Genomic DNA, 23,236 nt, shown 5'->3' with positions numbered 1-23,236 from the left:
CGGGACGGCGGCCCGGCAGCGTCAGGCGGTGCCCCAGGTGTAGGTCTGCTTGCGCAGCTTGAGGTAGACGAACGCCTCGGTCGACAGCACGCCGGGGACCGCCCGCAGTCGTTGCAGGATCTCCAGCAGGTGCTCGTCGTTGCGGCAGACCACCTCGGCCAGCAGGTCGAACGAGCCGGCGGTGATCACCACGTAGTCGACCTCGTCCAGGTCGGCGATGCGGTCGGCCACGCTTTCCAGGTCACCGTCGGTGCGCAGGCCGATCATGGCCTGCCGGGGGAACCCGAGCTGGAGCGGGTCGGTCACCGCGACGATCTGCATCACCCCGGCGTCGAGCAGGCGCTGGACGCGCTGGCGTACCGCGGCCTCGGAGAGCCCCACCGCCTTGCCGATGGTCGCGTACGGGCGGCGGCCGTCCTCCTGCAACTGCTCGATGATCTGCTTCGCCACGTCGTCGAGCAGGACGTGACTCGCGCCCTCGCGCACGCTGACCCGGCGCCCGCCGTTGCCGTTGCCACTGTCGTGCTGCCGGTTCGTCATCGACCGCTCCCCATGTCCGTCACCGGGCTGAGCCTAGCGTCATCGGTCGCTCTGGCGTAATTCGTCGTCCAGAGCTATTCCGGCAACGGAATCCCTTGTGAGCGAGGTTTTCTCATGTCAGGATCAGTCGTCCATCGCCATTGACCCTCCAGCCGGCGCGCCACCCCGTCCCGCCGCCGACGATCAGCCATAGGAGTCGTCACATGCGTAGTGTCACCCGACCCCTCACCCGGCGTGGTCTGCTCACCGGCACCCTCGGCTCGGCCGCTCTGCTCGCCGCCGGCGGCACCCTCGCCGGCTGCGGAACACCGGGAGCCCAGCAGACCGAGGCGGGCTGCGTCAGCGAGGACCTGTCCGGTACGGAGAAGACGCTTGCCTTCTCCAACTGGCCGCAGTACATGGACGTCGATGAGGACGACGAGTCGAAGCGTCCCAGCCTGGACGGGTTCGTCAGCAGGAGCGGCATCCAGGTGACCTACACCGAGGACGTCAACGACAACAACGAGTTCTTCGGGAAGGTGCAGAACCAGCTCGCCGCCTGCCAGGCCACCGGGCGGGACATCGTGGTGCTCACCGACTGGATGGCCGCCCGGATGATCCGGCTCGGCTGGGTCCAGAGGCTCGACCGGGCGAAGCTGCCGAACGTCGAGGCCAACCTGCTGCCGTCGCTGCGCAACCGCTCCTTCGACGCGGAGAGCCAACTGGCCATCCCGTGGCAGTCCGGCCTGGCCGGGCTCGCGTTCAACGGCAACGTGGCCAAGGAGATCCGCACCGTCGACGAACTGCTCACCCGCCCCGACCTCAAGGGCAAGGTGACCGCGCTCAGCGAGATGCGCGACACCATGGGCCTGCTGTTGATGTCCAACGGCCACAACCCGGCCGACTTCACGTCCAGCCAGTTCGACGACGCGCTCAACAAACTCAAGCGGGCCGTCGACTCCGGGCAGATCCGCCGGTTCACCGGCAACGACTACGCCCCGGACCTGGCCAAGGGGGACATCGCCGCGTGCATCGGCTGGTCTGGTGACGTCATCCAGCTCGGCTTCGACGACGAGCAGATCACGTTCGTGGTGCCCGACTCCGGGGTGATGCTCTGGTCGGACAACATGCTCGTGCCGAACCGGGCCAGCCACAAGGCGAACGCCGAGGAGTTGATCAACTACTACTACGATCCGGCGGTCGCCGCCCAGCTCGCCGCGTACGTCAACTACATCTGCCCGGTCCAGGGCGCGCAGGCCGAGATGGAGAAGATCGACCCCGAGCTGGCCGCCAACCCGCTGATCTTCCCGGACGAGGCGATGCTCGCCAAGGCCCGGGTCTTCATGGCGCTCGACGAGCAGCAGGAGCGTGCGTACGAGACCAAGTTCCAGCAGGTTATCGGAGCCTGACGATGGCGCGGGAGACTCCGGCCGGCGACCTGAGGCTGGCCAACCTCACCAAGACGTTCGGCGCCTTCACCGCCGTCGACGACCTGAGCCTGACCATCGGCCAGGGCTCGTTCTTCGCCCTGCTCGGCGCGTCCGGCTGCGGCAAGACCACCACCCTGCGGATGATCGCCGGCCTGGAGGAGCCGACCAGCGGGCAGGTGCTGCTCGGTGACCGGGACATCGCCCGGCTGCGCCCGTACAAGCGGCCGGTCAACACGGTCTTCCAGAGCTACGCGCTCTTCCCGCACCTGGACGTCTTCGAGAACGTCGCCTTCGGACTGCGCCGGCGCGGCATCCGTTCGGTCGACGGGCAGGTCCGGCAGATGCTGTCGCTGGTGCAACTCGACGGGTACGAGCGGCGTCGTCCCGGGCAGCTCTCCGGCGGGCAGCAACAGCGGGTCGCGCTGGCCCGGGCGCTGATCAACCAACCGCAGGTGCTGCTGCTCGACGAGCCGCTCGGCGCGCTCGATCTCAAGCTGCGCCGCCAGATGCAGCTCGAACTCAAGCGGATCCAGACCGAGGTCGGCATCACCTTCGTGCACGTCACCCACGACCAGGAGGAGGCCATGACGATGGCCGACACGGTCGCGGTGATGAACGCCGGGCGGATCGAGCAGCTCGGCGCGCCGGCCGAGATCTACGAATTCCCGGCGACCGCCTTCGTGGCCAACTTCCTCGGCCAGTCCAACCTGATCGCCGGTGAGGTGGCCGGCGGCAGCGGGGACGACATCCTGGTCACCGCGCACGGCGCGCGGTTCTCGGTGCCCGCCGGCCGGTCCCGCGCCGACCAGGGTCCGGTCCACCTCGGGGTACGCCCGGAGAAGCTGCACCTGGCCGGCTCCGCCGACCAGGTGCCCGCCGGCAGCCAGCATCTCGACGGGACGATCACCGACGCCTCCTACGTCGGGGTCAGCACGCAGTACCTGGTGCGCACCGGATGGGGCACCGAGCTGAGCGTCTTCGCCGCCAACAGCGGCAGCCAGCAGCGGTTCGCGCCGGGCGAGCGGGCCGTGGCGTACTGGGATCCGGGGCACGCCTTCCTGCTCGGCCGGCACGCCGACGAGGACGACCGCACCGCGCCGGTCCTCGACGAGCCGGTGGGCACGTCCTCATGAGCGCGTTGGCTCACGTACCCACCGCACCGGGGCAGCCGGCGTCGCCGCCGCCGGCTGCCCGCCGGGGTCGGCTGCTGCCGTACCTGCTGCTGCTGCCCGGCGCGGCCTGGCTGTTCCTCTTCTTCGCCGTGCCGCTGGCCCAGCTCGCCGCCGCCAGCCTCTACGACCCCACCGGCTCGCTCTCCACCGGGTACGCGCTGACCTGGTCCTTCGGCAACTACCCGGCCGCACTGGAGACCTACTGGCCGCAGTTCGGCCGGTCGTTCCTCTTCGCCGGCATCGCGTTGGTGCTGGCGCTGCTGATGGGCTACCCGCTGGCGTACGCGATCGCGCAGAAGGCCGGCCGGTGGAAGAACCTGCTGCTGGTCTGCGTGATCGCCCCGATGTTCACCAGCTTCCTGGTGCGTACGCTGGCCTGGAAGACCATCCTGTCGGACAACGGTTGGCTGGTCGGGCTGCTGCGCGACGTGCACCTGCTCGGTCCCGACGGTCGGCTGCTGGCCACCCCGATCGCGGTGGTGCTCGGGCTGACGTACAACTTCCTGCCGTTCCTGGTCCTACCGCTGTACGCCAGCCTGGAACGGCTCGACTACCGGCTGCTGGAGGCCGCCAGCGACCTGTACGCCAGCCCGTTGAAGACGTTCCGCCGGGTCACCCTGCCGCTGTCGATGCCCGGACTGATCGCCGGCACCCTGCTCTTCTTCATCCCGGCGACCGGTGACTACATCAACGCCGAACTGCTGGGCACCCCGAACGAGTACATGATCGGCAACGTCATCGACTCGGCCTTCCTGGTCCGGCTGGACTACCCGCAGGGCGCGGCGCTGTCGTTCCTGCTGATGTCGGCGATCCTCGCGGTGGTCTTCGTCTACCTCCGTCGCGCCGGCACCGAGGAGGTCCTGTGAACAGGGTTTCCCGTTGGTTCGCCCAGCACTGGGTGATGGGCGTGGCGCTGCTGGTGCTCGGCTACCTCTTCCTGCCGATCGCGGTGGTCGCCGGGCTGTCGTTCAACCGCCCGTCCAGCCGGCTGTCCTACGACTTCAACGAGTTCACCCTCGACAACTGGCGCAACCCGTGCGCCACCTCCGACATGTGCGACGCGGTGCTGCGCAGCGTGCAGATCGGTTTCCTCGCCACCGTGGCCGCCACCGTGCTCGGCACGCTGATGGCGTTCGCCCTGGCCCGGCACCGGTTCCGGGGCCGCTCCGGGCTCAACGTGCTGATCTTCCTGCCGATGGCGACGCCGGAACTGGTGATGGGCACCTCGCTGCTCGCCCTCTTCGTCTCCGGCGGGGTGCCGCTCGGTTTCTGGACCATCGTCATCGCCCACGTGATGTTCTGCGTGTCGTTCGTGGTGGTCACGGTGAAGGCGCGGCTGTCCGGCATGGACCGCCGGCTGGAGGAGGCCGCCATGGACCTGTACGCCAGCGAGTGGCAGACGTTCCGGCGGATCACCCTGCCACTGGTGCTGCCCGGCATCGTGGCCGCCGCCCTGCTGGCGTTCTCGCTCAGCTTCGACGACTTCATCATCACCAACTTCAACTCCGGCACCACCGTGACGTTCCCGATGTACGTCTGGGGTGCCGCCCAGCGGGGCATCCCACCGCAGGTCAACGTCATCGGCACGGCCATGTTCGGGATCGCGCTGCTGCTGGTGCTGGCCAGTTCGGTGCGGGGCCGGCGGGCCCGCCGGGCGGCGATCGCGGTGCCGGGGCCGGCCCGGGTGAACGGCCGGTCATGACCCGGTCCCGACCCGGCCGGGCAGCACGGCGCGCATCGACATCGTCGCCCGGCAGGCCGGGCACGTCCTGGGGCTCGCCGTGACCGGCATCGGGCACCCGGCCGTGGCCCTGGCCGACGCGGCGCGCCGGCCGTACTGGCTCGACCGGCCCGAGCGTCCCGACCCGCTGCCGCCGCTGGCCGGCGCGACCAGCGCCGACCTGCTCGTCGTCGGTGGCGGCTACAGCGGCCTGTGGGCCGCGCTGCTGGCCCGGCAGGCCGACCCCGGGCGGGACGTGCTGCTGGTCGAGGCCGGCACGTGCGGTTGGGCGGCGTCGGGGCGCAACGGTGGCTTCTGCGCCGCCTCGTTGACCCACGGTCTGGCCAACGGGGCGCGGCGGTTCCCCGGCGAGATCGACGAGCTGGAGCGGCTCGGCCGGGCGAACCTCGACGCGATCGAGGCGACCGTGACGAAGCACCGGATCGACTGCGACTTCGAGCGCACCGGCGAACTGGCCGTGGCGGTCGAGCCGTACCAACTCGCCGGGCTGGCGCAGGACGTCGGGCTGGCCCGCCGGTACGACCACGACGTCACCCTGCTCGACGCCGACGAGGTACGCGCCGAGGTGGACTCGCCGACGTACCTCGGCGGGCTGTGGGACCGCGACCGGGTGGCGATGCTCGACCCGGCGCGGCTGGCCTGGGGACTGCGTCGGGCCTGCCTCGACGCGGGGGTGCGGATCCACGAGCACACCCGGGTCACCGGTCTGCGCCGCGACGGTGGCGCGCTGTACGCGGGTACCGCCGGCGGCGACGGCCTGCCCGGGTCGGTGCGGGCGGGTCGGGTGGTGCTGGCCACCAACGCCTTCCCGCCGTTGCTGCGCCGGCTGCGGGCCCGGCTCGTGCCGGTGTACGACTACGCGCTGATGACCGAGCCGCTGAGCGCCGGGCAGCGCGCCGCGATCGGCTGGCGCAACCGGCAGGGGCTGGCGGACACCGGCAACCGGTTCCACTACTACCGGATCACCGGCGACGACCGGATCCTGTTCGGCGGCTACGACGCCGTCTACCATTACGGCAACCGGATGGCCCCGGCGCTGGAACAGCGGGACGCCACCTTCACCGCGCTGGCCGACCACTTCTTCACCACCTTCCCGCAACTGGCCGACCTGCGGTTCACCCACCGGTGGGGCGGGGTGATCGACACCTGCACCCGGTTCTGCCCGTTCTTCGGCACCGCCTACGACGGGCGGCTGGCCTACGCGGCCGGATACACCGGGCTCGGTGTCGGCGCGACCCGGTTCGGTGCCCGGGTGATGCTCGACCTGCTCGACGGCGCGGACACCCCGCTGACCCGGCTCGGTCTGGTCCGGGACAAGCCGCTGCCGTTCCCGCCCGAGCCGGCCCGCGCGGTCGGTATCGGGCTCACCCGTTGGTCCCTGGCCCGCGCCGACGCGCGGCAGGGGCGGCGCAACCGCTGGCTCCGTACGCTCGATCGGTTTGGGTTGGGGTTCGATTCCTGATGCGTATCCTGCTCGTCGGCGCCGGCGGGGTCGGCTCCGCCGTCGTCGCCATCGCGGCCCGGCGCACGTTCTTCGAGACCATGGTGGTCGCCGACCACGACGCCGGCCGGGCGGCGCGGGCGGTCGCCGGCCAGGACGCCCGCTTCGTCGCCGCCATCCTCGACGCGGCCTCGGCGGAGGCGGTCGCCGCGCTCTGCGACGAGCACCGGATCACCCACGTGCTCAACGCGGTCGACCCGCGTTTCGTCATGCCGATCTTCAACGGGGCGTACGCGGCCGGAGCCGACTACCTCGACCTGGCGATGTCGCTGTCCCACCCGCATCCTGACCGACCGTATGCCGAGACCGGCGTGAAGCTCGGCGACGAGCAGTTCGCGCTGGCCGGGCAGTGGGAGGCCGCCGGCCGGCTGGCCCTGTGCGGCATCGGCGTCGAACCCGGCCTCTCCGATGTTTTCGCCCGGTACGCCGCCGACGAACTGTTCGACGAGATCGACGAGATCGGGGTGCGCGACGGGGCGAACCTGACCGTGGACGGCCACGACTTCGCGCCGTCGTTCTCCATCTGGACCACCATCGAGGAGTGCCTCAACCCGCCGGTGGTCTGGGAGGCCGGCCGGGGCTGGTTCACCACCGAGCCGTTCAGCGAGCCGGAGGTGTTCCACTTCCCCGCGGGCATCGGGCCGGTCGAGTGCGTCAACGTGGAGCACGAGGAGGTGCTGCTGATGCCGCGTTGGGTGCCGGCGAGGCGGGTCACCTTCAAGTACGGCCTCGGCGGCGAGTTCATCGAGGTGCTCAGGACGCTGCACAAGCTCGGCCTGGACTCGGCGTCGCCGGTGCGGGTGGGCGAGGTGTCGGTGTCGCCCCGCGACGTGGTGGCGGCCTGTCTGCCCGACCCGGCCACCCTCGGCGACCGGATGCGCGGCCGGACCTGCGCCGGCACGTGGGTCCGCGGGACCGGCCGCGACGGCCGGCCGCGCGAGGTCTACCTCTACCACGTGGTCGACAACGAGTGGTCGATGCGCGAGTACGGCCACCAGGCGGTGGTCTGGCAGACCGCGGTGAATCCGGTCGTCGCCCTGGAACTGCTCGCCACCGGCGCGTGGTCGGGTGCCGGGGTGCTCGGTCCGGAGGCACTGCCACCGAAGCCCTTCCTCGACCTGCTGACCGGCTACGGTTCACCCTGGGGCATCGAGGAACGCTCGACCGGAGGGACGGCATGACGACCCGTTACGGCCCGATGTTCGGCCCCGACGTGACCTTCCTCGGCGTGCCGCCGTGCACCATCGAGGAGCCGGTGACGTACGCCGACGCCGACGTGGTGATCGTCGGCGCGCCCTTCGACGGCGGCACCTCGCACCGGCCCGGCACCCGGTTCGGCCCGTCGGCCATCCGGCAGGCCTGCTACCTGCCGCACGACGGCTCCCGGCCGTCCCTCGCGTTGCGCGTCGACGCCCTGCGCGACCTCTGTGTCTACGACGCCGGCGACGTGGAGATGTTCTCCGGCGACATCGAGCGCTCGCTGGCCGCGCTGGAAACGACCGTGTACGCGGTCGCCCGCGCCGGGGCGATCCCCGTCGTGCTCGGCGGCGACCACTCGATCGCCCGGCCCGACGCCACCGGGGTGGCCCGCCACCACGGGCTCGGCCGGGTCTCGCTTGTGCACTTCGACGCGCACGCCGACACCGGTGACATCGAGTTCGGGTCACTGCACGGGCACGGCCAGCCGATGCGCCGGCTCATCGAGTCCGGCGCGGTACGCGGCGACCGCTTCCTCCAGATCGGCCTGCGCGGCTACTGGCCGGGACCTTCGACACTGGAGTGGATGGCGCGGCAGCGAATGCGCTCGTACGAGATGACGGAGATCGTGGCGCGCGGCCTGGATCCCTGCCTCACCGAGGCGTTCAGCATCGCGACCGACGAGTGCGAGGGCGTCTTCCTCTCCGTCGACGTGGACGTGGTCGACCCGGGTATGGCACCCGGCACGGGCACCCCCGAGCCGGGCGGCTTCACCTCGCGGCAACTGCTCGACGCGGTCCGCCGGGTCTGCTACGAACTCCCCGTGGTCGGGGTCGACGTGGTCGAGGTCGCCCCGCCCTACGACCACGCCGACATCACCGCCTACCTCGGCAACCGGGTGGTGCTGGAGGCGCTGTCGGCCATCGCCCGCCGTCGCCGCGACACCGCCACCGGAACCTCCTGGGATCCCACCCAACCCCTCCTCGACGCCCGCTGACCAACATCGATCCGCCTCGTCCTTTCCGTCCGAGCGCGGTGCCGGGCCCGACGACGCAGGGCAGCCTGTTGTGTCGTCAGGGTGACGATCGGGGGCGGATCGTTGCCCTGAGGGTCACCAGCTCGGCGCATTCGGTGCAGGACGACCGGAGCGACAGGGGATAGCGAAGTGAGTCCTGCCGACGAGACTCATGCAGGTGACACAGCCGACTTCCTTCCGAGGCCCATTCCGGCCCGCGCCGCCCGCCAACTGGTTCAACCGGCTCGGCCCCGGCTACCGGGCCGCCGTGATCCTGGGCGGAGGGCTCCTGTCGTTCGTTCTCCTGTGCTGCGCCGGAGGTGCTGTCGTGGGCGCCATCGCGGGCGACCCCGATCCGGCGCGCACGGGCACCGTCGCCGACGAGCAACCCGCCCCGGTCATCGCCGCAACCGTGCAACCAGCGCCGGAAGAATCCACTCCCGACGGTGCGGCGCCGATGGCGCCCGCGAGCGGTGAGCCCGCGCCCACTGAATCTGCCGAACCGTCCGGCAGCACACTCAGCCCGACCGCCGCGCCGTCTCCGGTTGTGCAGAAGCGCAACGTCGTCGAGAAGAAACCGATCCGGCATGGCAGCCGTACGGTGCAGGACTCGTCCCTGGCCGAGGGAAAGCGCGTGGTCCGCACCCGGGGCGTGGACGGTGTGCGCACCCTGACCTATCTGGTCACCGTCGTGGACGGCAAGCAGACCGGCAGGGAACTGGTCAGTTCGGTGGTGACCAGGAAGGCCGTCACCGAGGTGGTCGCCAAGGGCACCAAACCCGCCTCCCGGTGCGACCCGAACTACACCCCCTGTGTGCCGATCGCCAGTGATGTCGACTGTGCCGGCGGTGACGGCGACGGCCCCGCCTACGTCACCGGCCCGGTCAAGGTGATCGGCTCCGACATCTACGACCTCGACCGTGACAACGACGGCTACGGCTGCGACTGACCCCCCGGCGGGACTGGGGGCGGGGCTAGCAGGTTTGGGGGTGGGGGAGAGGTTTTTCGGTACTCCGAACTGCTGGCTTCGGGCTGCGTTGAAGCAGGGTTGCTTGTCCGGCTGACCCGGGGCGTCTACGGGCCAACGGCTGGTCCGGGCCGGGACGAGCAGCTGGCGGCGGTCTTCGATCGCTTGTCGGATGGCGCGGCGCTGGGCTTGCGGGGCTGCGCGCCGGTGGGGTCGACGTCGCCGCGCCGGCGTTCTTCCACAGCGGCGCGGTGCTGCACGGGTTCGGGGATGTCCGCGCTGAGAACCTCCAGGTGATCGTGCCCGCCGGTACGATGGTGCCGCGGATACGGGGAATCGTGGTCCACGAATCCGTCGTGCCGGTGCGGAATCCGGTCTGGATTCGCGGCGTACCCTGCGCGCCGGCTGCCCGCTGCGCGATCGATCTCGCGCGGACCCTGCGGGGATGGACGCCCTGCCGGTGCTGGACCTGTGCCTGCGGGTCGGCGCCTGCCACGTCGACGAGCTGCGGGCCGAGGTCAGCGATCATCGAGCATTGCGTGGCTTCCGTCAGGCCCGGCGCCTGGCCGACCTGGCCGACCCTCGATCCGAGTGCCGCCAGGAGAGCCAGCTGCGGCTGCTCCTCGTGGATGCCGGATTGCTGGTTCCGGAACCCCAGTTCTGGGTCTGCGACCGCCATGATCGGGCACGGATGAACAGGCCCGCCGCTCGTCCAGGTCGATCATGCAGTTCTGGCACCTAACAAAACGGATGTAAAGCCACTTTCCACGTGCCAAAACTGCATGATCGCGCGAGGGGTGGGGGTGAGGGTGGTGGGGTGGAGGATTGGGGTGGGAGGCGTTTACAGAATCCTTAACTCGCGACTGAGAACGTATGCCGGACAGCGACGGACCACGGGGGAGCGGAAGCGTGCGGGTGCTGGTGGCGGACGACGAGCGGTTGTTGGCGGACACCGTCGCCGAAGGGCTGCGTCGCCTCTCGATGGCGGTCGACGTCTGCTACGACGGCGACGGTGCGCTGGAGCGGGTCGGGGTGAACCGGTACGACGTCGCGGTGCTGGATCGGGACATGCCCGGACACACCGGTGACGAGGTGTGCCGCAGCCTCGCCAGCGCCGGCTCTGGGACCCGGGTGCTGCTGCTCACCGCTGCCGCCGGCATCCGGGACCGGGTCGAGGGCCTCGGGTTGGGCGCCGACGACTACCTGACGAAGCCGTTCGCCTTCGCCGAGCTGGTCGCCCGGGTGCAGGCGCTGGGCCGGCGGTCCGCGCCGGCCGTGCCGCCGGTGCTGGAGCAGCACGGCGTGGTGCTGGACGTGGCCCGGCACACGGTCAGCCGGGACGGCCGGCCGATCGCTCTGAGCCCGAAGGAGTTCGCCGTGCTGCACGTCCTGATGCGCGCCGAAGGTCGGGTGGTCAGCGCGGAGGAACTGCTGGAACAGGCGTGGGACGAGTTCGCCGACCCGTTCACCAACGTCGTCCGGGTCACCGTGATGACGCTGCGCAAGAAGCTCGACGTGCCGCAGATCATTCACACCGTGCCGCGGGCCGGCTACCGGATCGGCGATGCGCCGTGACACCACGTCGGCGGATCGTCCTGGTCGGCGTGGTCGCCCTCCTGGTCGGGTTCATCCTGCCCACCCTGACCAGGTCGGTGCTCGACACGCTGTGGTTCCACGGCCGAGGGGTGTGTGGCCTGGCGGTGCCGGGGGTCGGCCTGGTGTGTAAGTCGGCGCTGACGCTCGCCGAACAGCTCTACGCGCTGACCGGGTTCGCCGTCCTCCTGCTCGCGGTGGTCGGGATCTGGGCCGCCGCGCTGTGGTGCCTGCGGCCGGTACGCGACCTCAGCGGGCTGATCTCGCAGGTCGGGCCGCAGAACCTCGGCTACCGGATCCGGCCGCGAGGCAAGGACGAGTTGGCCCGGCTGGCCCGGTCGATCGACGAGATGATGGAGCGGATCGCCGCTGGCTACGAGGGGCAGCGGCGGTTCGCCGCGAACGCCTCGCACGAGCTGCGTACGCCGCTGGCGGTCCAGCGGACGCTGATCGAGGTCGGCATGGCCCGGTCGCTCACCGGCGAGCAACTGGAGCTGTTGACCGGGCAGCTGCTGGAGACCAATGAACGCAACGAGCGGCTCATCGAGGGGCTGCTCGCGCTCAGCGAGAGCGACCAGGGGCTGCGTTCCCGCGTCCCGCAGCGCCTCGACGAGATCGTCGGCGAGGTGCTCGCCGCATATCAGGACCGGGCCACGGAGGCCGGGGTGACCGTGCAGAGTCACCTCGAACCCCGGGTGGTGATGGGCGAGCGGCTGCTGCTGGAACGCCTGGTGACCAACCTCGTGGAGAACGCGATCAAGTACAACCTGCCCGGCGGCACGCTCACCGTCGCGGTGGGCGGCAACCCGGCGCTGACCGTGGTCAACACCGGCCAGGTGGTGCCGGCAGAGGCGGTGGCCGGGCTCTTCGAGCCGTTCCGTCGGTTGGCCCGGGACCGGACGAACCACAGCGGTGGTGCGGGCCTCGGCCTGGCCATCGCCCGCTCGATCACCCAGGCCCACGACGGTCTGATCGCCGCCCGGCCCGCCGAGTACGGCGGACTGCGCATCGACGTCCAGCTGCCCGACGCCGCCTGACCCGGCTCGGCCGGCGGCCACATCCCAGCCGACCCCACGGGGCGACGCGACGTGACACCCCGGCCCTTGGCGCGCCCGAAGACGCGCCGGTACGACCCCGAAGACCCCGAAACGCGCCCGCAAACGCCACCAAAGCCCCGAAAACGCGACCTGAAGCAGGTGGGCCGCCGGCCCGCCCGGAGACCGACCAGCCCGCCCGGAGACCGACCAGCCCGCCGGCGGAGAGCCGGCGGAGAGCCGGCGGAGAGGAGACACCCGTGCGTACCCGCGAGCACTCGGCGGCCGGTGGCGCCAACCCGGCCGGGACCGCAGCGTCCGGCGGCCGGCTGGCCTGGGCGGACGTCGCCAAGGGTGGTTGCATCCTCCTGGTCCTGCTCTGGCACGTGATCATGAAGGACTATCTCCAGATCGACTGGCTGCTCGGGGCGCCGGTGGCCGGCGTCTGGGGAGAGTTCGGCGAACTGTTGCTGCCGCTACGGATGCCGCTGTTCTTCACCATCTCCGGGATGCTCGCGGCGACCGCCGTACACCGGCCCTGGCGCGCGGTCGGCCGCTCGCGCATCGCCCGGTTCCTCTACCTGTACGTCGTCTGGCTGCTCGTCCACACCGCCGTGCTGGCCCTCGCGCCGGGCTTTCCGACCGACCGGGCGACCAGCCCGGGTGAGTTGCTGGCACAGCTGACGGTCACCCCGTCCAACCTCTGGTACCTCCACGCGCTGGCGCTCTACTTCGTGCTGGCCAAGGCGCTGCGCCGGGTCCACCCGGCGGTGCTGCTGGCCGCGGCGGGTGCGTTGAGCGCCGTCGCTTCGGCGGGGCTTGTCGACACCCCCGGCAACCGGGCCGGGCTCTACCAGAACCTGGTGTTCTTCCTCGCCGGCCTGCACCTGCGCCGCCACGTCCGGCGATGGGCCGGTGCGGTCACCGTCGGCCGCCTGCTGCTGGCCGCGGGGGCGTACGCCGCCGCGCTGGCCGTCGTGGCGACGACCGGTGGCGGGCGGCTGCCCGGCGTGGCGCCGCTGGTCTCCGTCCTCGCGGTGCTGTTCGGCATCGCGGTGGCGGTCCGGCTGGCCCGCTGGCCGGCGGTCGGTGACCCGCTCGCCGCCCTCGGCCGCCAGACGCTGCCGATCTACGTGATCCACATGCCGGTGCTGGCGCTGCTGCACCGGCTGGTCGCCGACCCGATCGCCGCCCTGGACGACTCCGCCCGGCTGGCGTTGGCCCTCGGCTTCCCGCTCTCGCTAACCGCCCTGGTGCTGGCGCTCAGCCTCGGCGTGCACCGGGTGCTGCTGGCGGCCCGCGCGACGTGGCTGTTCGACCTGCCCGCGTCGCAGCAGGCCGATCGAACCGACAAGGGAGACGACATGTCCCGCACAGATCCACCCGTGGCCGCGCCGGCTCAGGTCGACGTGACCGAGGCCGCCCGATGGCTCGACGGCCAGGTGCTTCGTACCCCGTTGCTGCACTCCGCGGCGATCGACCGGTTGGCCGGCGTCCGGGTACTGCTGAAGGCGGAGAACCTGCAGACCGGCGGCTCGTACAAGATGCGCGGCGGGCTGTACGCCGCCGGCCGGCTCGCCGCCGCCGGGCACACCGGTGTGGTCGCGCAGAGCACCGGCAACCACGCCGTCGCGGTGGCCCTGGCGGCGCGGCGGCTCGGGTTGGCCGCCACGGTGGTGCTGCCGGCCGACGCAGCTCCCACGAAGGTTGCCCGGGCCCGTGCGGCGGGGGCCCGGGTGATCCTCACCGGCGTCACGGTGGAGGAGCGGCTGGCCGTGGTCCGCCGGATCAGCGAGGAGACCGGTCACCCGATCGTCGACGCGTACGACCACCCGGACGTGATCGCCGGGCAGGGCACCGCCAGCCTCGAACTGATCGAGGAGGCCGAGCGGGCCGGCACCCCGCTGGACGCGTTGGTGCTGCCCGTCGGCGGGGGCGGCGGCGTCGCCGGTGCCTGCCTGGCCGCGGAAGGTCGGTCGATCGAGGTGTACGGCGTGGAGCCGGTCGGCTGCGACTCGCTGGCCCTCAGCCTGGCCACCGGTCGACCGACTCCGGTCGGGCCGGCGCCGACGATCGCCGACGGGCTGCGGCCGGCGTGCGTGGGTGAGCTGCCCTTCGCCATCCTGCGGACCCGCCTGCGCGGGGTGGTCCGGGTGGACGACGAGGAGATCGCCGAGGCGTTCCGGCTGCTCCTGATGGAGCTGAAGGTGCTGGCCGAGCCGTCCGGTGCGGCTGGGCTGGCGGGCGCGCTGCGGCTCACCGCCGCGGGCGTGCCGGGCCGGCCCGGCGCCGACCCGGACGGCGCTGACGGCCCGTCGCAGCGCACCGTCGGCGTGGTGCTGACCGGCGGGAACGTGGAGGCGGATCTGGTGGCCCGGTTGGCCGCCCCCGCCCTGCTCGGGGAGCCCGCTCCCGCGCTACTCAAGGAAGAGGTGGCGGCCTGATGAGCGCGCCGGTTCGGATCGGAATCCTGTTCGGTGGCCCGTCGGCGGAGCACGACGTCTCCGGCGCCTCCGCGCTCGGCGTGGCCCGGGCGCTGGCCGGGGCGGGTACCGCACCGTCGCCATCGGCGTCACCCGCGGCGGTGGGCTGCGTCTGGTGCCGGAGGCGGTGCTGTCCGAACGCCTCTCGGGCAGCGGAGCGGGCCGGGCCATCGACGACCGGCTGGCGGTCACCGGGCCGGCGGTGGAGTTGCGGGCCGGGCCGCGCCGGGGAACGGCGGTGGTCACCGCGATGGACTCACCCGGCGCGGTCCACGCCGAGTTGGACGTGGTCTTCCCGGTGCTGCACGGGCCGTTCGGTGAGGACGGCGTGGTGCAGGGGCTGCTCGAATCACTGGGGGTGCCGTATGTGGGCTGCGGCATCCTCGCCTCCGCGGTCGGGATGGACAAGGTGGCGATGAAGCGGGCGCTGCGTGCCGAGGGGGTGCCGATCACCCCCCACGTCTCGTTCGACGCGGAGACCTACCGGGCCGCCGAGGACCCGGAGAAGCTGGTGGTGGGGCTGCGTCGACCCCTGTTCGTCAAGCCGGCGCGGATGGGCTCCTCCATCGGCATCTCGCGGGTCGCCGCGGGCGACGACCTGGCGGCGGCGGTCGAGGAGGCGCTGCGGCACGACAACCTGGTCGTGGTGGAGCAGGGGGTGACCGGCCGGGAGCTGGAGTGCGGGGTGCTCGGCGGGACCCGCCCGGAGGCGTCCGCGGTCGGTGAGGTACGGGTCACCGGGGGCTGGTTCGACTATCGGCAGAAGTATCTCGGTGACAGCGATCCGATGGTCGTCCCGGCTCCGCTGCCCGACGACGTGAGCGGGCGGATCCGGGAGCTGTCGGTGCGCGCGTTCGCCGCGATCGGTGGCTGGGGGCTGGCCCGGGTGGACTTCCTCTACGACGAGGCGGCCGGTGAGCTGTACGTGAACGAGCTGAACACCATGCCGGGCTTCACCGCCCACTCGATGTACCCGAAGGTGTGGGCGGCTGCCGGCGTCGGTTACCGGGAGATCCTGGATCGGCTGGTCGCGCTGGCGTTCGCCCGGTGCGCCGACCGACCCCGCCCCGCTGCCGAGGGGGAACCCCGGTGATCCTGCTCTGCGATCCGCGCGTCGCGGCGGTGCCCGGTGCCGACGACGGGGAACCGCTGGTCGACCTGCGCGGGGTGCCGGAACTGCGGTTGGACGAGCGGGCGGCCGACCCGGCCGGGGCGTACGCGCGGCTGCGCCGGGGGGTGGTGGACCGGTTGTTGGCGGCGCAGCGGGCACTTCCCGACGGGCTGCGCCTGCTGGTGATCGAGGGATACCGGCCGTACCAGGCGCAGCTGGACATCTTCACCGCCTATCGGGACGAACTGCGGCGCGGTCATCCGGACTGGTCGCCGGAGCGGGTGTTCCAGGAGACCACCAAGTTCGTCTCGCCGGTCGAGGTGGCACCGCACAGCACAGGTGGTGCGGTGGATCTGACGCTCTGCACCGCCGACGGCGCCGAGCTGGACATGGGCACCGCGGTGGACGCCACCCCCGAGGCCAGCGGCGACGCCTGTTTCACCGCCGCCGTGTCGATCGACGCGGTCGCCCGTCGGCATCGGCAGATCATGGTGGACGCGCTGGCCGGCGCCGGCCTGGTGAACTATCCGACCGAGTGGTGGCACTGGTCGTACGGTGACCGTTACTGGGCGTTGCTGACCGGTGCGTCGCGCACCCGTTATGGCGCGCTGTGACGTCTGGTGAAACGATTCATCAGTCCCGACTCCGCCCGGGTTTCGATCCGGTGAACTGGAAAGCGCTTCCACTCCATACCACCACCCGGACGCAGGTGGTGAGGACGGGAGGCGACAGGTGAGGCTGCAACGGAAGCACGTGCTGGCGGCGGGGGTGGCAATGGTCGCCGCAGCGACCGTGGCGGTGGGCACCGGGCTCGGGTTCGCCGACAGCTCGTCGACGCGGCCGAGCGCCTGCCCGGGTTCGATCACGTTCTCGGCCGAGGGCGGCGCGCCGGCCGCCACCAGCAACCAGTTCCCGGTGGGCACCCGGCTGCGGGTGACCAACCTGGACAACGACCGGTCGGCGGAGGTGACGGTGGTCGGACCGTCGGGTAGTTGCGTGCTGCTGAACGCCGCCGCGATGGAACTCGTCCGGGAGCCGGGCCGGAACGTGATCCGGCGCAACGTGGTCGAGCGGGTGGGTGACGCCGTCGCCCCGCCCGGCGACGGGCAGCCCGGCAGGGTCGGCGGCGACCGGCCGGGCTCGGCCTCGGCGCCGGCCCGGCCCGTCGCCGGGTCGGCCTGCCAGGGCGCGATCACCTTCTTCGACGAGGCCGCCGGACCGGCCGCCACCAGCAACCAGTTCCCGGTGGGCACCCGGCTGCGGGTGACCAACCTGGACAACGACAAGGCGACCACGGTGACGATCACCGGACCGTCGGGCAGTTGTGTGCTGTTGAATTCCGCCGCCATGGCCCAGATCCGCGAGCCGGGCAAGAACCTGGTGCGCAACAACACCGTCGAGGTGCTGCGCTGAGGCCGGGTGGCTGCCGCGCGGTGCGGACGCGGCAACCACCCGGCCGGTCCGGTCAGCCGAAGGCGGCGTCCAGGAGGTCCAGGCCGCGGGCCAGCTCGTCGTCGGAGATGACCAGCGGAGGCAGGAAGCGCAGCACGTTGCCGTAGGTGCCGCAGGTGAGGACGAGCAGTCCGGCGGCGTGGCAGGCCGCGGAGATCGCCGCCGTGCCGGCCGGGTCAGGGGTCAGTGTGCCCGGCCGAACGATCTCCGCGGCGAGCATCGCGCCGCGACCGCGTACCTCGGCCACCCGCGGGTCGCCCGCGGCGATGGCCCGCAGCCGCGACCCCAGGACCGCTTCGATGCGCCGGGCCGCGGCGGCCAGATCCAGCTCGATCATCGTCTCGATGGTGGCCAGGGCGGCGGCGCAGGCGACCGGGTTGCCGCCGTACGTGCCGCCGAGCCCGCCGACGTGCACCGCGTCCATCAGCTCCGCGCGGCCGGTCACCCCGGCCAGGGGCAGCCCGCCGGCGATGCCCTTGGCCAGCGTGACCAGGTCCGGCTCGACGCCCTCGTGCTGGCAGGCGAACCAGTCGCCGGTGCGGCAGAAGCCGGTCTGGATCTCGTCGGCGACGAAGACCACCCCGGCCGCCGTCGCCCAGCTGCGCAGCGCCGGCAGGAACCCCTCCGCCGGTACGACGAAACCGCCCTCACCCTGGATCGGCTCGATCAGCAGCGCGGCCACGTTCTCCGCACCGACCTGCTTCTCCACCAGCTCGATGGCGCGGGCCGCCGCGCCGGCTCCGTCGAGGCCACCGTCGCGCAGCGGATACGACATCGGCACCCGGTAGACCTCGCCGGCGAACGGCCCGAACCGGTGCTTGTACGGCATGTTCTTCGCGGTCAACGCCATCGTCAGGTTGGTCCGGCCGTGGTAGGCATGGTCGAACACCACCACCGCCGGCCGGCCGGTGGCGTGCCGGGCGATCTTCACCGCGTTCTCGACCGCCTCGGCGCCCGAGTTGAACAGCGCCGAACGCTTGTCGAAGTCACCCGGCGTGAGCGTGTTGAGCCGCTCGCAGACCGCCACGTACGACTCGTAGGGCGCGACCATGAAGCAGGTGTGGGTGAAGCGTTCGACCTGTGCCCGCACCGCCTCGACCACCTTCGGCGCGGCGTTGCCCACGTTGGTCACCGCGATGCCGGCCGCGAAGTCGATCCACTCCCGGCCCTCGACGTCGGTGAGCGTCCCGCCCGAGGCCCGGTCCACGTAGGACCCGACGACGCTGCCTACACCCCGGGCCACGGCGGCACCACGTCGCTCGTGGAGGTCGGCGGAGGATGCCATGGATCAGCCCTCGATGTTGTGCATGACGTGCTTGATCCGGGTGTAGTCCTCCAGGCTGTAGACGGAGAGATCCTTGCCGTGCCCGGAGTGCTTGAAGCCGCCGTGCGGCATTTCCGAGATGAACGGGATGTGGGTGTTCACCCAGACGCAGCCGAAGTCGAGCCGGCGTGTCATCCGCATCGCCCGACCGTGGTCGCGCGTCCAGACCGAGGCGGACAGGCCGTAGTCGACGCCGTTGGCCCAGCGCACCGCCTCGTCCTCGGCGGAGAACCGCTGCACGGTGATGACCGGCCCGAACACCTCGTCCTGGACGATCTCGTCGTCCTGCCGGACGCCGGAGACGACGGTGGGGGCGTAGAAGTAGCCGCGCTCGCCCACCTGCGCGCCGCCGGTCCGCACCGAGGCGTGGTCGGGCAGCCGGTCCAGGAAACCGCGCACCCGGGCAAGCTGGTTGGCGTTGTTGAGCGGGCCGTAGAGCACGTCGGTGTCGTCCGGCGCGCCGGTCTTCGTGTTGCGGGCCTGCTCGGTGAGGGCGGCGACGAAGTCCTCGTGGACGCCGGGCGCGGTGAGCACCCGGGTGGCCGCCGTGCAGTCCTGGCCGGCGTTGAAGTAGCCGCCGACGGCAATGGCCTCGGCCGCCGCCGCGACGTCCGCGTCGTCGAAGATCACCACGGGTGCCTTGCCGCCCAGCTCCAGGTGGGTGCGCTTGAGGTCGGGCGCCGCGGCGGCGGCGACCTCCATGCCGGCCCGGGTCGAGCCGGTGATCGACACCAGTTGCGGGGTGGGGTGCGCGACGAGGGCCCGGCCGGTGTCGCGGTCACCGCAGACCACGTTGAACACGCCCGGCGGCAGGAACTCGGCGGCGATCTCGGCCAGCAGCAGCGTCGACACCGGCGTGGTGTCCGAGGGCTTGAGGACGACCGTGTTGCCGGCGGCGAGCGCCGGAGCGATCTTCCAGACCGCCATCATCAGCGGGTAGTTCCACGGGGTGACCTGGGCACAGACCCCGATCGGCTCGCGCCGGACGTACGAGGTGTGCCCGGCCAGGTACTCGCCGGCCGAGCGGCCCTCCAGCAGGCGGGCGGCACCGGCGAAGAAGCGGAACTCGTCCACGGCGGGCGGCAGCTCCTCCTCGGTGGTGAGCTGCCGGGGCTTGCCCGTGTTGCGTACCTCGGCGTCGACCAGGTCGGCGGCCCGGGCCTCGACCGCGTCGGCGAGCTTGAGCAGCGCCCGTTGCCGCTCGGCGGGAGTGCTGTCCCGCCAGCTGTCGAAGGCGGTGGCGGCGGCCCTCATCGCCGCGTCGACATCGGCGACACCGGACACCGGGGCCCGGGCGAAGACCTCCCCGGTGCACGGGTCGATCAGGTCGGCGTAGCCGCCGTCCATCGGCTCGACGTACTCGCCGTCGACGAAGTTGCGCAGCTTCTGCTGGTCACTCATGGCTGGATCACTCCGAGGGGTCCGAGGAGTCACGCTGCGGCGGTTATCGCAGCCTTGGTGCCATCTTCGCTACTGAATTCGCAGCAGACAAGGGTTGAGGCGACCGTTTCCGTTGGCCAGTTGAGGGACTAGGCTGCGAAACGTGGAGCCAACACCGTTCTTCGTCGCCGGCCGGCCCAGCCAGGGCAGCGGCGAGGTGACCGTCCACCACCCGTACGACGGGCACCTGGTCGGGCGTACCACCCTCGCCACCGCCGACCAGGTCGAGGCGGCCGTGGCCGCGGCGGCCGGGGTGGCCGCGACGGCCGCCGGCCTGCCCGCGCACGCCCGCGCGGCGGCACTCGACCACGTCTCGCGCCGGCTCGCCGAGCGGGCCGACGAGGTCGCCGCGCTGATCACCGCGGAGAACGGCAAGCCGGTCAAGTGGGCCCGGGCCGAGGTGGCCCGGGCCACCTCGACGTTCCGCTGGGCGGCCGAGGAGGCCCGGCGCTTCTCCGGCGAGTTGCAACGGCTGGACACCGATCCCGCCGCCACCGGCCGCATCGCCCTGGTGCGCCGGGTGCCGAAGGGGCCGGTGCTGGGCATCACCCCGTTCAACTTCCCGCTCAACCTGGTGGCGCACAAGGTCGCCCCGGCGATCGCGGTCGGCGCACCCATCGTCGTCAAGCCCGCGCCGGCCACCCCGCTCTCGGCACTCCTGCTCGGCGAGATCCTGGCCGAGACCGAGCTGCCGGACGGCATCTTCTCGGTGCTGCCGCTGCCCAACGAACGCGCCGCCGAGCTGGTCACCGACCCGCGGCTGCCGGTCGTCTCGTTCACCGGCTCCGGGCCGGTCGGCGCGGCCATCCGCCGGTCGGTGCCCGAGAAACACGTCACGCTGGAACTCGGCGGCAACGCCGCGGCGCTGATCTGCGCCGACTGGGCCGGCGACGAGGACCTCACCTCCGCGGCGCACCGCATCGCCACGTTCTCCAACTACCAGGCCGGGCAGTCCTGCATCGCCGTGCAACGGGTCTACGTGCACGAGTGGCTCTACGACGGCTTCCTACCCAGGCTGGTCGCCGCGGTGCGGGAACTGCGTACCGGGGACCCGGCCGACCCGCTGACCGACGTCGGCCCGCTGGTCTCCGAGGCCGCCGCGCGCCGGGTCGAGGCATGGGTGGACGAGGCCGTCACGGCCGGCGCCACCATCGAGACCGGCGGCCGGCGCGACGGTGCGACGTACCCACCGACCGTCCTCAGCGGGGTGCCCAGGGACGCCCGGGTGTACGCCGAGGAGGTCTTCGGGCCGGTGCTCGTCGTGGACCGGGTCACCGACGACACCGCCGGCTTCGCCGCCGTCAACGACTCGGCGTACGGCCTCCAGGCCGGCGTCTTCACCCGCCGCCTCGACGTCGCCTTCGCGGCGGCGCGGACCCTGGACGTGGGCGGGGTGATCGTTGGCGACGTGCCGTCCTACCGGGCCGACCAGATGCCGTACGGCGGGATGAAGGGCAGCGGCGCCGGCCGGGAGGGGTTGCGCAGCGCCATGGAGGACTACACCGACCCGCGGGTCACCGTCCTCACCGGCATCGAGCTGTGAGCGGGGGCGCCCGGTTGACGCCTCCGGTAGAGCAGTGCCCCTGTTACCGCCTGGTGGCGGTCACCACGTGCCGTCGTCGCGTACCCGGGCCGGGGCGCGGCCGAGCAGGAGAGTGCTGAGCGCGGCGTAGATGTCGGCCCCGAGAAACCACTCGCCGGCCTGATCCAGCGCGAAGATCCGCCCGTGCTCGTCCACGGCGATGAGGCTGTGCTGGTGCTCCGTACCGATCGGAAACAGGCGCGCCCGGATCACCGCCGCGAAGTCGGCGAGCGTGTCCGCCGTGTTGCTCACCTGGCGCGGTTGGATGTCGAACCGGGAGATCCATACCTCTTCACCCGGGCCCCGACGCCTGCCGGTGAGTGTCGGAAAGGCGGTGAGGGTCGCCGCCGCGGCGGGGAAGCTGGGGTGCTGGTGTGTCCTGCCGTGCACCGCGTTGACGTCGCGGATGGCCGACCTCGCCACCGCCTCGTCGTCGAAGCGTGGCCGCCAACCAGCGGCGACCAGGGCCGAAGCGACCTCCGGCCGAAACCGGCCAGGAGACGGGTCGGCGGTGGGCCCGGGGTGCCACGGCGCGGTGTGGGTCTGTTCGGACGGGGGCAGGACCTGGAAGTGCACCAACGTGTCCAGACACGAATCGCAGGGCCGGTCGGCCGGTCCGCCGTGCGGGTCGCCCGGTTCGCGTACCCGAAACACCTCGACGCGGGCCGAGACCAGCAGGTCCCTCGCGTCGCCCAGGCTCATCGGGTCGATGCCCTCGGCGACGCGACGGTGGTCGTATGCGTACAGGACGTCGGAGACGACGACGAGTTCGGCATGCCGGTCGCCGCCGCGCACCAGATGACCGGCGGGCAACCCGTCGAGGTACGCGTGGACCAGCGGGTGGTGGTTGACCTCCACGTCACCCTTGGCGCCGTGGGCCGTGAAGGTGCGTCCGTCGACGGTGAGCCGGGCGGCCGTGGTCGGGGTGGGTAGCCGGCGGATCTCCCGCAGCACCTGCCCGGCCGGATCGACGGCGCGCGGCACCGGCGGTCCGCTGGGCCGGCTGCGGCGATAGAGCCGTGCGACCACCTCGGCCGCCACGTGTGGCCAGGTGCTCACCTCGCCGGTCTGCTTGTCCACCACGGTGGTGGGCAGATCGCCAGGCAGCGAACCACCGCGGACGGACACCGTGGAGGCGATGACATACCCCAGGTCGAACTCCGTGACGGCGGGCCGGCACTCGTGCCCCAGGCGCAGCGAGTCGCGGCGGGCCCACGCCGCTGCGATCTGCTCGGCCTGCACGCGGTCGATCACAAGGCGAAACTACCGGATCACGCTCAGCGTTGGCAGCTGGCGTGGCCCGTCCCGTCAGTGGCGGCGCGGGCAACCGTGGCTACCTTCGGGCGGTCGCGCCGTGGGCGAGCGTTGCGGTCCCGCCATAGGCTCGCGTCATGGTGGATCCACGAAAGAGAGACGGTGACCACCGGATCTGGTACTGGCCGCCGGCGATTCTGCTGGGCGTCGTGATCGGCCTGGCGGCGCTGGACGGTGTCGCCGGCATCGCAGTCGGTATCGCCTTCGGTATCGCCTTCGGTATCGCGCTCGCGCCCAACACGGCGGATCGCGAGGATGACACGGGCGGCACCGACGATCCCGGCCCGGGAAAGGGCCCCGGCCCCACGTCCTGACCGGCGATCCGCGACCGGCCCGTGGTCGGGCGCACCGGCCGGCCACC

General features: G+C 71.9%; 21 protein-coding genes. 17 read left to right on the top strand and 4 right to left on the bottom strand.

Annotation, left to right across the window (positions count from 1 at the left end):
* Positions 1 to 21: 21 nt before the first annotated feature.
* Positions 22 to 540, bottom strand: coding sequence for an Lrp/AsnC family transcriptional regulator (locus KIF24_RS25380; protein ID WP_221086177.1), 519 nt, complete (start codon positions 538 to 540; stop codon positions 22 to 24).
* Positions 541 to 743: 203 nt separating this feature from the next.
* On the opposite strand from KIF24_RS25380, the gene KIF24_RS25375 reads away from it, so the two are divergent.
* The 15 genes from KIF24_RS25375 (at position 744) to KIF24_RS25305 (ending at position 17,176) form a co-directional block, all read left to right on the top strand.
* Positions 744 to 1,928, top strand: a complete 1,185-nt coding sequence (locus KIF24_RS25375; protein WP_221086176.1) for a polyamine ABC transporter substrate-binding protein — start codon at positions 744 to 746, stop codon at positions 1,926 to 1,928.
* A gap of 2 nt (positions 1,929 to 1,930) precedes the next feature.
* On the top strand, positions 1,931 to 3,082 hold the full coding sequence (locus KIF24_RS25370) for an ABC transporter ATP-binding protein (RefSeq protein WP_221086175.1): 1,152 nt from the start codon (positions 1,931 to 1,933) through the stop codon (positions 3,080 to 3,082).
* Positions 3,079 to 3,987, top strand: coding sequence for an ABC transporter permease (locus KIF24_RS25365; RefSeq protein WP_221086174.1), 909 nt, complete (start codon positions 3,079 to 3,081; stop codon positions 3,985 to 3,987). The genes KIF24_RS25370 and KIF24_RS25365 overlap by 4 nt, the downstream gene beginning before the upstream one ends.
* A complete protein-coding gene (locus KIF24_RS25360) occupies positions 3,984 to 4,823 on the top strand; it encodes an ABC transporter permease (protein WP_331461284.1) in 840 nt (279 codons plus the stop codon). The genes KIF24_RS25365 and KIF24_RS25360 overlap by 4 nt, the downstream gene beginning before the upstream one ends.
* Before the next feature lie 88 nt (positions 4,824 to 4,911).
* Positions 4,912 to 6,324: an NAD(P)/FAD-dependent oxidoreductase gene (locus tag KIF24_RS25355; RefSeq protein WP_221087545.1), complete on the top strand. Its 1,413-nt coding sequence runs from the start codon at positions 4,912 to 4,914 to the stop codon at positions 6,322 to 6,324.
* A complete protein-coding gene (locus KIF24_RS25350; RefSeq protein ID WP_221086173.1) occupies positions 6,324 to 7,544 on the top strand; it encodes a saccharopine dehydrogenase family protein in 1,221 nt (406 codons plus the stop codon). Before KIF24_RS25355 ends, KIF24_RS25350 begins: the two co-directional genes overlap by 1 nt.
* The gene (speB, locus tag KIF24_RS25345; RefSeq protein ID WP_221086172.1) at positions 7,541 to 8,557 is read left to right on the top strand and encodes an agmatinase; all 1,017 of its coding nucleotides are present in this window, start codon (positions 7,541 to 7,543) and stop codon (positions 8,555 to 8,557) included. Before KIF24_RS25350 ends, speB begins: the two co-directional genes overlap by 4 nt.
* 346 nt (positions 8,558 to 8,903) lie before the next feature.
* Entirely contained in the window at positions 8,904 to 9,524 is a 621-nt protein-coding gene (locus KIF24_RS25340) for a G5 domain-containing protein (protein WP_331461282.1), read from the top strand.
* 463 nt (positions 9,525 to 9,987) lie between these two features.
* Positions 9,988 to 10,284, top strand: a complete 297-nt coding sequence (locus KIF24_RS25335; RefSeq protein ID WP_221086170.1) for a hypothetical protein — start codon at positions 9,988 to 9,990, stop codon at positions 10,282 to 10,284.
* 167 nt (positions 10,285 to 10,451) lie between these two features.
* A complete protein-coding gene (locus KIF24_RS25330; protein WP_221086169.1) occupies positions 10,452 to 11,117 on the top strand; it encodes a response regulator transcription factor in 666 nt (221 codons plus the stop codon).
* Positions 11,114 to 12,172, top strand: a complete 1,059-nt coding sequence (locus KIF24_RS25325; RefSeq protein ID WP_221086168.1) for a sensor histidine kinase — start codon at positions 11,114 to 11,116, stop codon at positions 12,170 to 12,172. The genes KIF24_RS25330 and KIF24_RS25325 overlap by 4 nt, the downstream gene beginning before the upstream one ends.
* 257 nt (positions 12,173 to 12,429) lie before the next feature.
* Positions 12,430 to 14,613 carry a pyridoxal-phosphate dependent enzyme gene (locus KIF24_RS25320; RefSeq protein WP_331461281.1) on the top strand — a complete coding sequence of 728 codons (2,184 nt, stop codon included), beginning with the start codon at positions 12,430 to 12,432 and terminating at the stop codon, positions 14,611 to 14,613.
* Positions 14,614 to 14,767: 154 nt separating this feature from the next.
* Entirely contained in the window at positions 14,768 to 15,745 is a 978-nt protein-coding gene (locus KIF24_RS25315; RefSeq protein ID WP_331461280.1) for a D-alanine--D-alanine ligase family protein, read from the top strand.
* Positions 15,742 to 16,377, top strand: a complete 636-nt coding sequence (locus KIF24_RS25310; protein ID WP_221086167.1) for a M15 family metallopeptidase — start codon at positions 15,742 to 15,744, stop codon at positions 16,375 to 16,377. The genes KIF24_RS25315 and KIF24_RS25310 overlap by 4 nt, the downstream gene beginning before the upstream one ends.
* A gap of 118 nt (positions 16,378 to 16,495) precedes the next feature.
* On the top strand, positions 16,496 to 17,176 hold the full coding sequence (locus KIF24_RS25305; RefSeq protein ID WP_221086166.1) for a septal ring lytic transglycosylase RlpA family protein: 681 nt from the start codon (positions 16,496 to 16,498) through the stop codon (positions 17,174 to 17,176).
* Positions 17,177 to 17,228: 52 nt separating this feature from the next.
* On the opposite strand, the gene gabT is transcribed toward KIF24_RS25305, so the two are convergent.
* Both gabT and KIF24_RS25295 read right to left on the bottom strand, forming a co-directional pair.
* On the bottom strand, positions 17,229 to 18,500 hold the full coding sequence (gene gabT, locus KIF24_RS25300) for a 4-aminobutyrate--2-oxoglutarate transaminase (RefSeq protein ID WP_221086165.1): 1,272 nt from the start codon (positions 18,498 to 18,500) through the stop codon (positions 17,229 to 17,231).
* A 3-nt stretch (positions 18,501 to 18,503) separates the two neighbouring features.
* Positions 18,504 to 19,940, bottom strand: coding sequence for a gamma-aminobutyraldehyde dehydrogenase (locus KIF24_RS25295; protein WP_221086164.1), 1,437 nt, complete (start codon positions 19,938 to 19,940; stop codon positions 18,504 to 18,506).
* Positions 19,941 to 20,082: 142 nt separating this feature from the next.
* Here KIF24_RS25295 and KIF24_RS25290 point away from each other — a divergent pair, with 142 nt between their 5' ends.
* Positions 20,083 to 21,522, top strand: coding sequence for an aldehyde dehydrogenase family protein (locus tag KIF24_RS25290; RefSeq protein WP_221086163.1), 1,440 nt, complete (start codon positions 20,083 to 20,085; stop codon positions 21,520 to 21,522).
* Positions 21,523 to 21,582: 60 nt separating this feature from the next.
* Here KIF24_RS25290 and KIF24_RS25285 read toward each other — a convergent pair whose 3' ends face one another.
* Positions 21,583 to 22,815 (bottom strand): SUKH-3 domain-containing protein, encoded by a 1,233-nt coding sequence (locus tag KIF24_RS25285; RefSeq protein WP_221086162.1) that lies wholly within the window; start codon positions 22,813 to 22,815, stop codon positions 21,583 to 21,585.
* A 137-nt stretch (positions 22,816 to 22,952) separates the two neighbouring features.
* Here KIF24_RS25285 and KIF24_RS25280 point away from each other — a divergent pair, with 137 nt between their 5' ends.
* A complete protein-coding gene (locus KIF24_RS25280; protein ID WP_221086161.1) occupies positions 22,953 to 23,189 on the top strand; it encodes a hypothetical protein in 237 nt (78 codons plus the stop codon).
* Positions 23,190 to 23,236 lie beyond the last annotated feature (47 nt).

This window comes from Micromonospora tarapacensis (assembly GCF_019697375.1).
Lineage (GTDB): Bacteria > Actinomycetota > Actinomycetes > Mycobacteriales > Micromonosporaceae > Micromonospora > Micromonospora tarapacensis.
The sequence above is the reverse complement of the archived record's forward strand: the minus strand, read 5'-3'. Positions and strand labels throughout refer to the sequence as shown.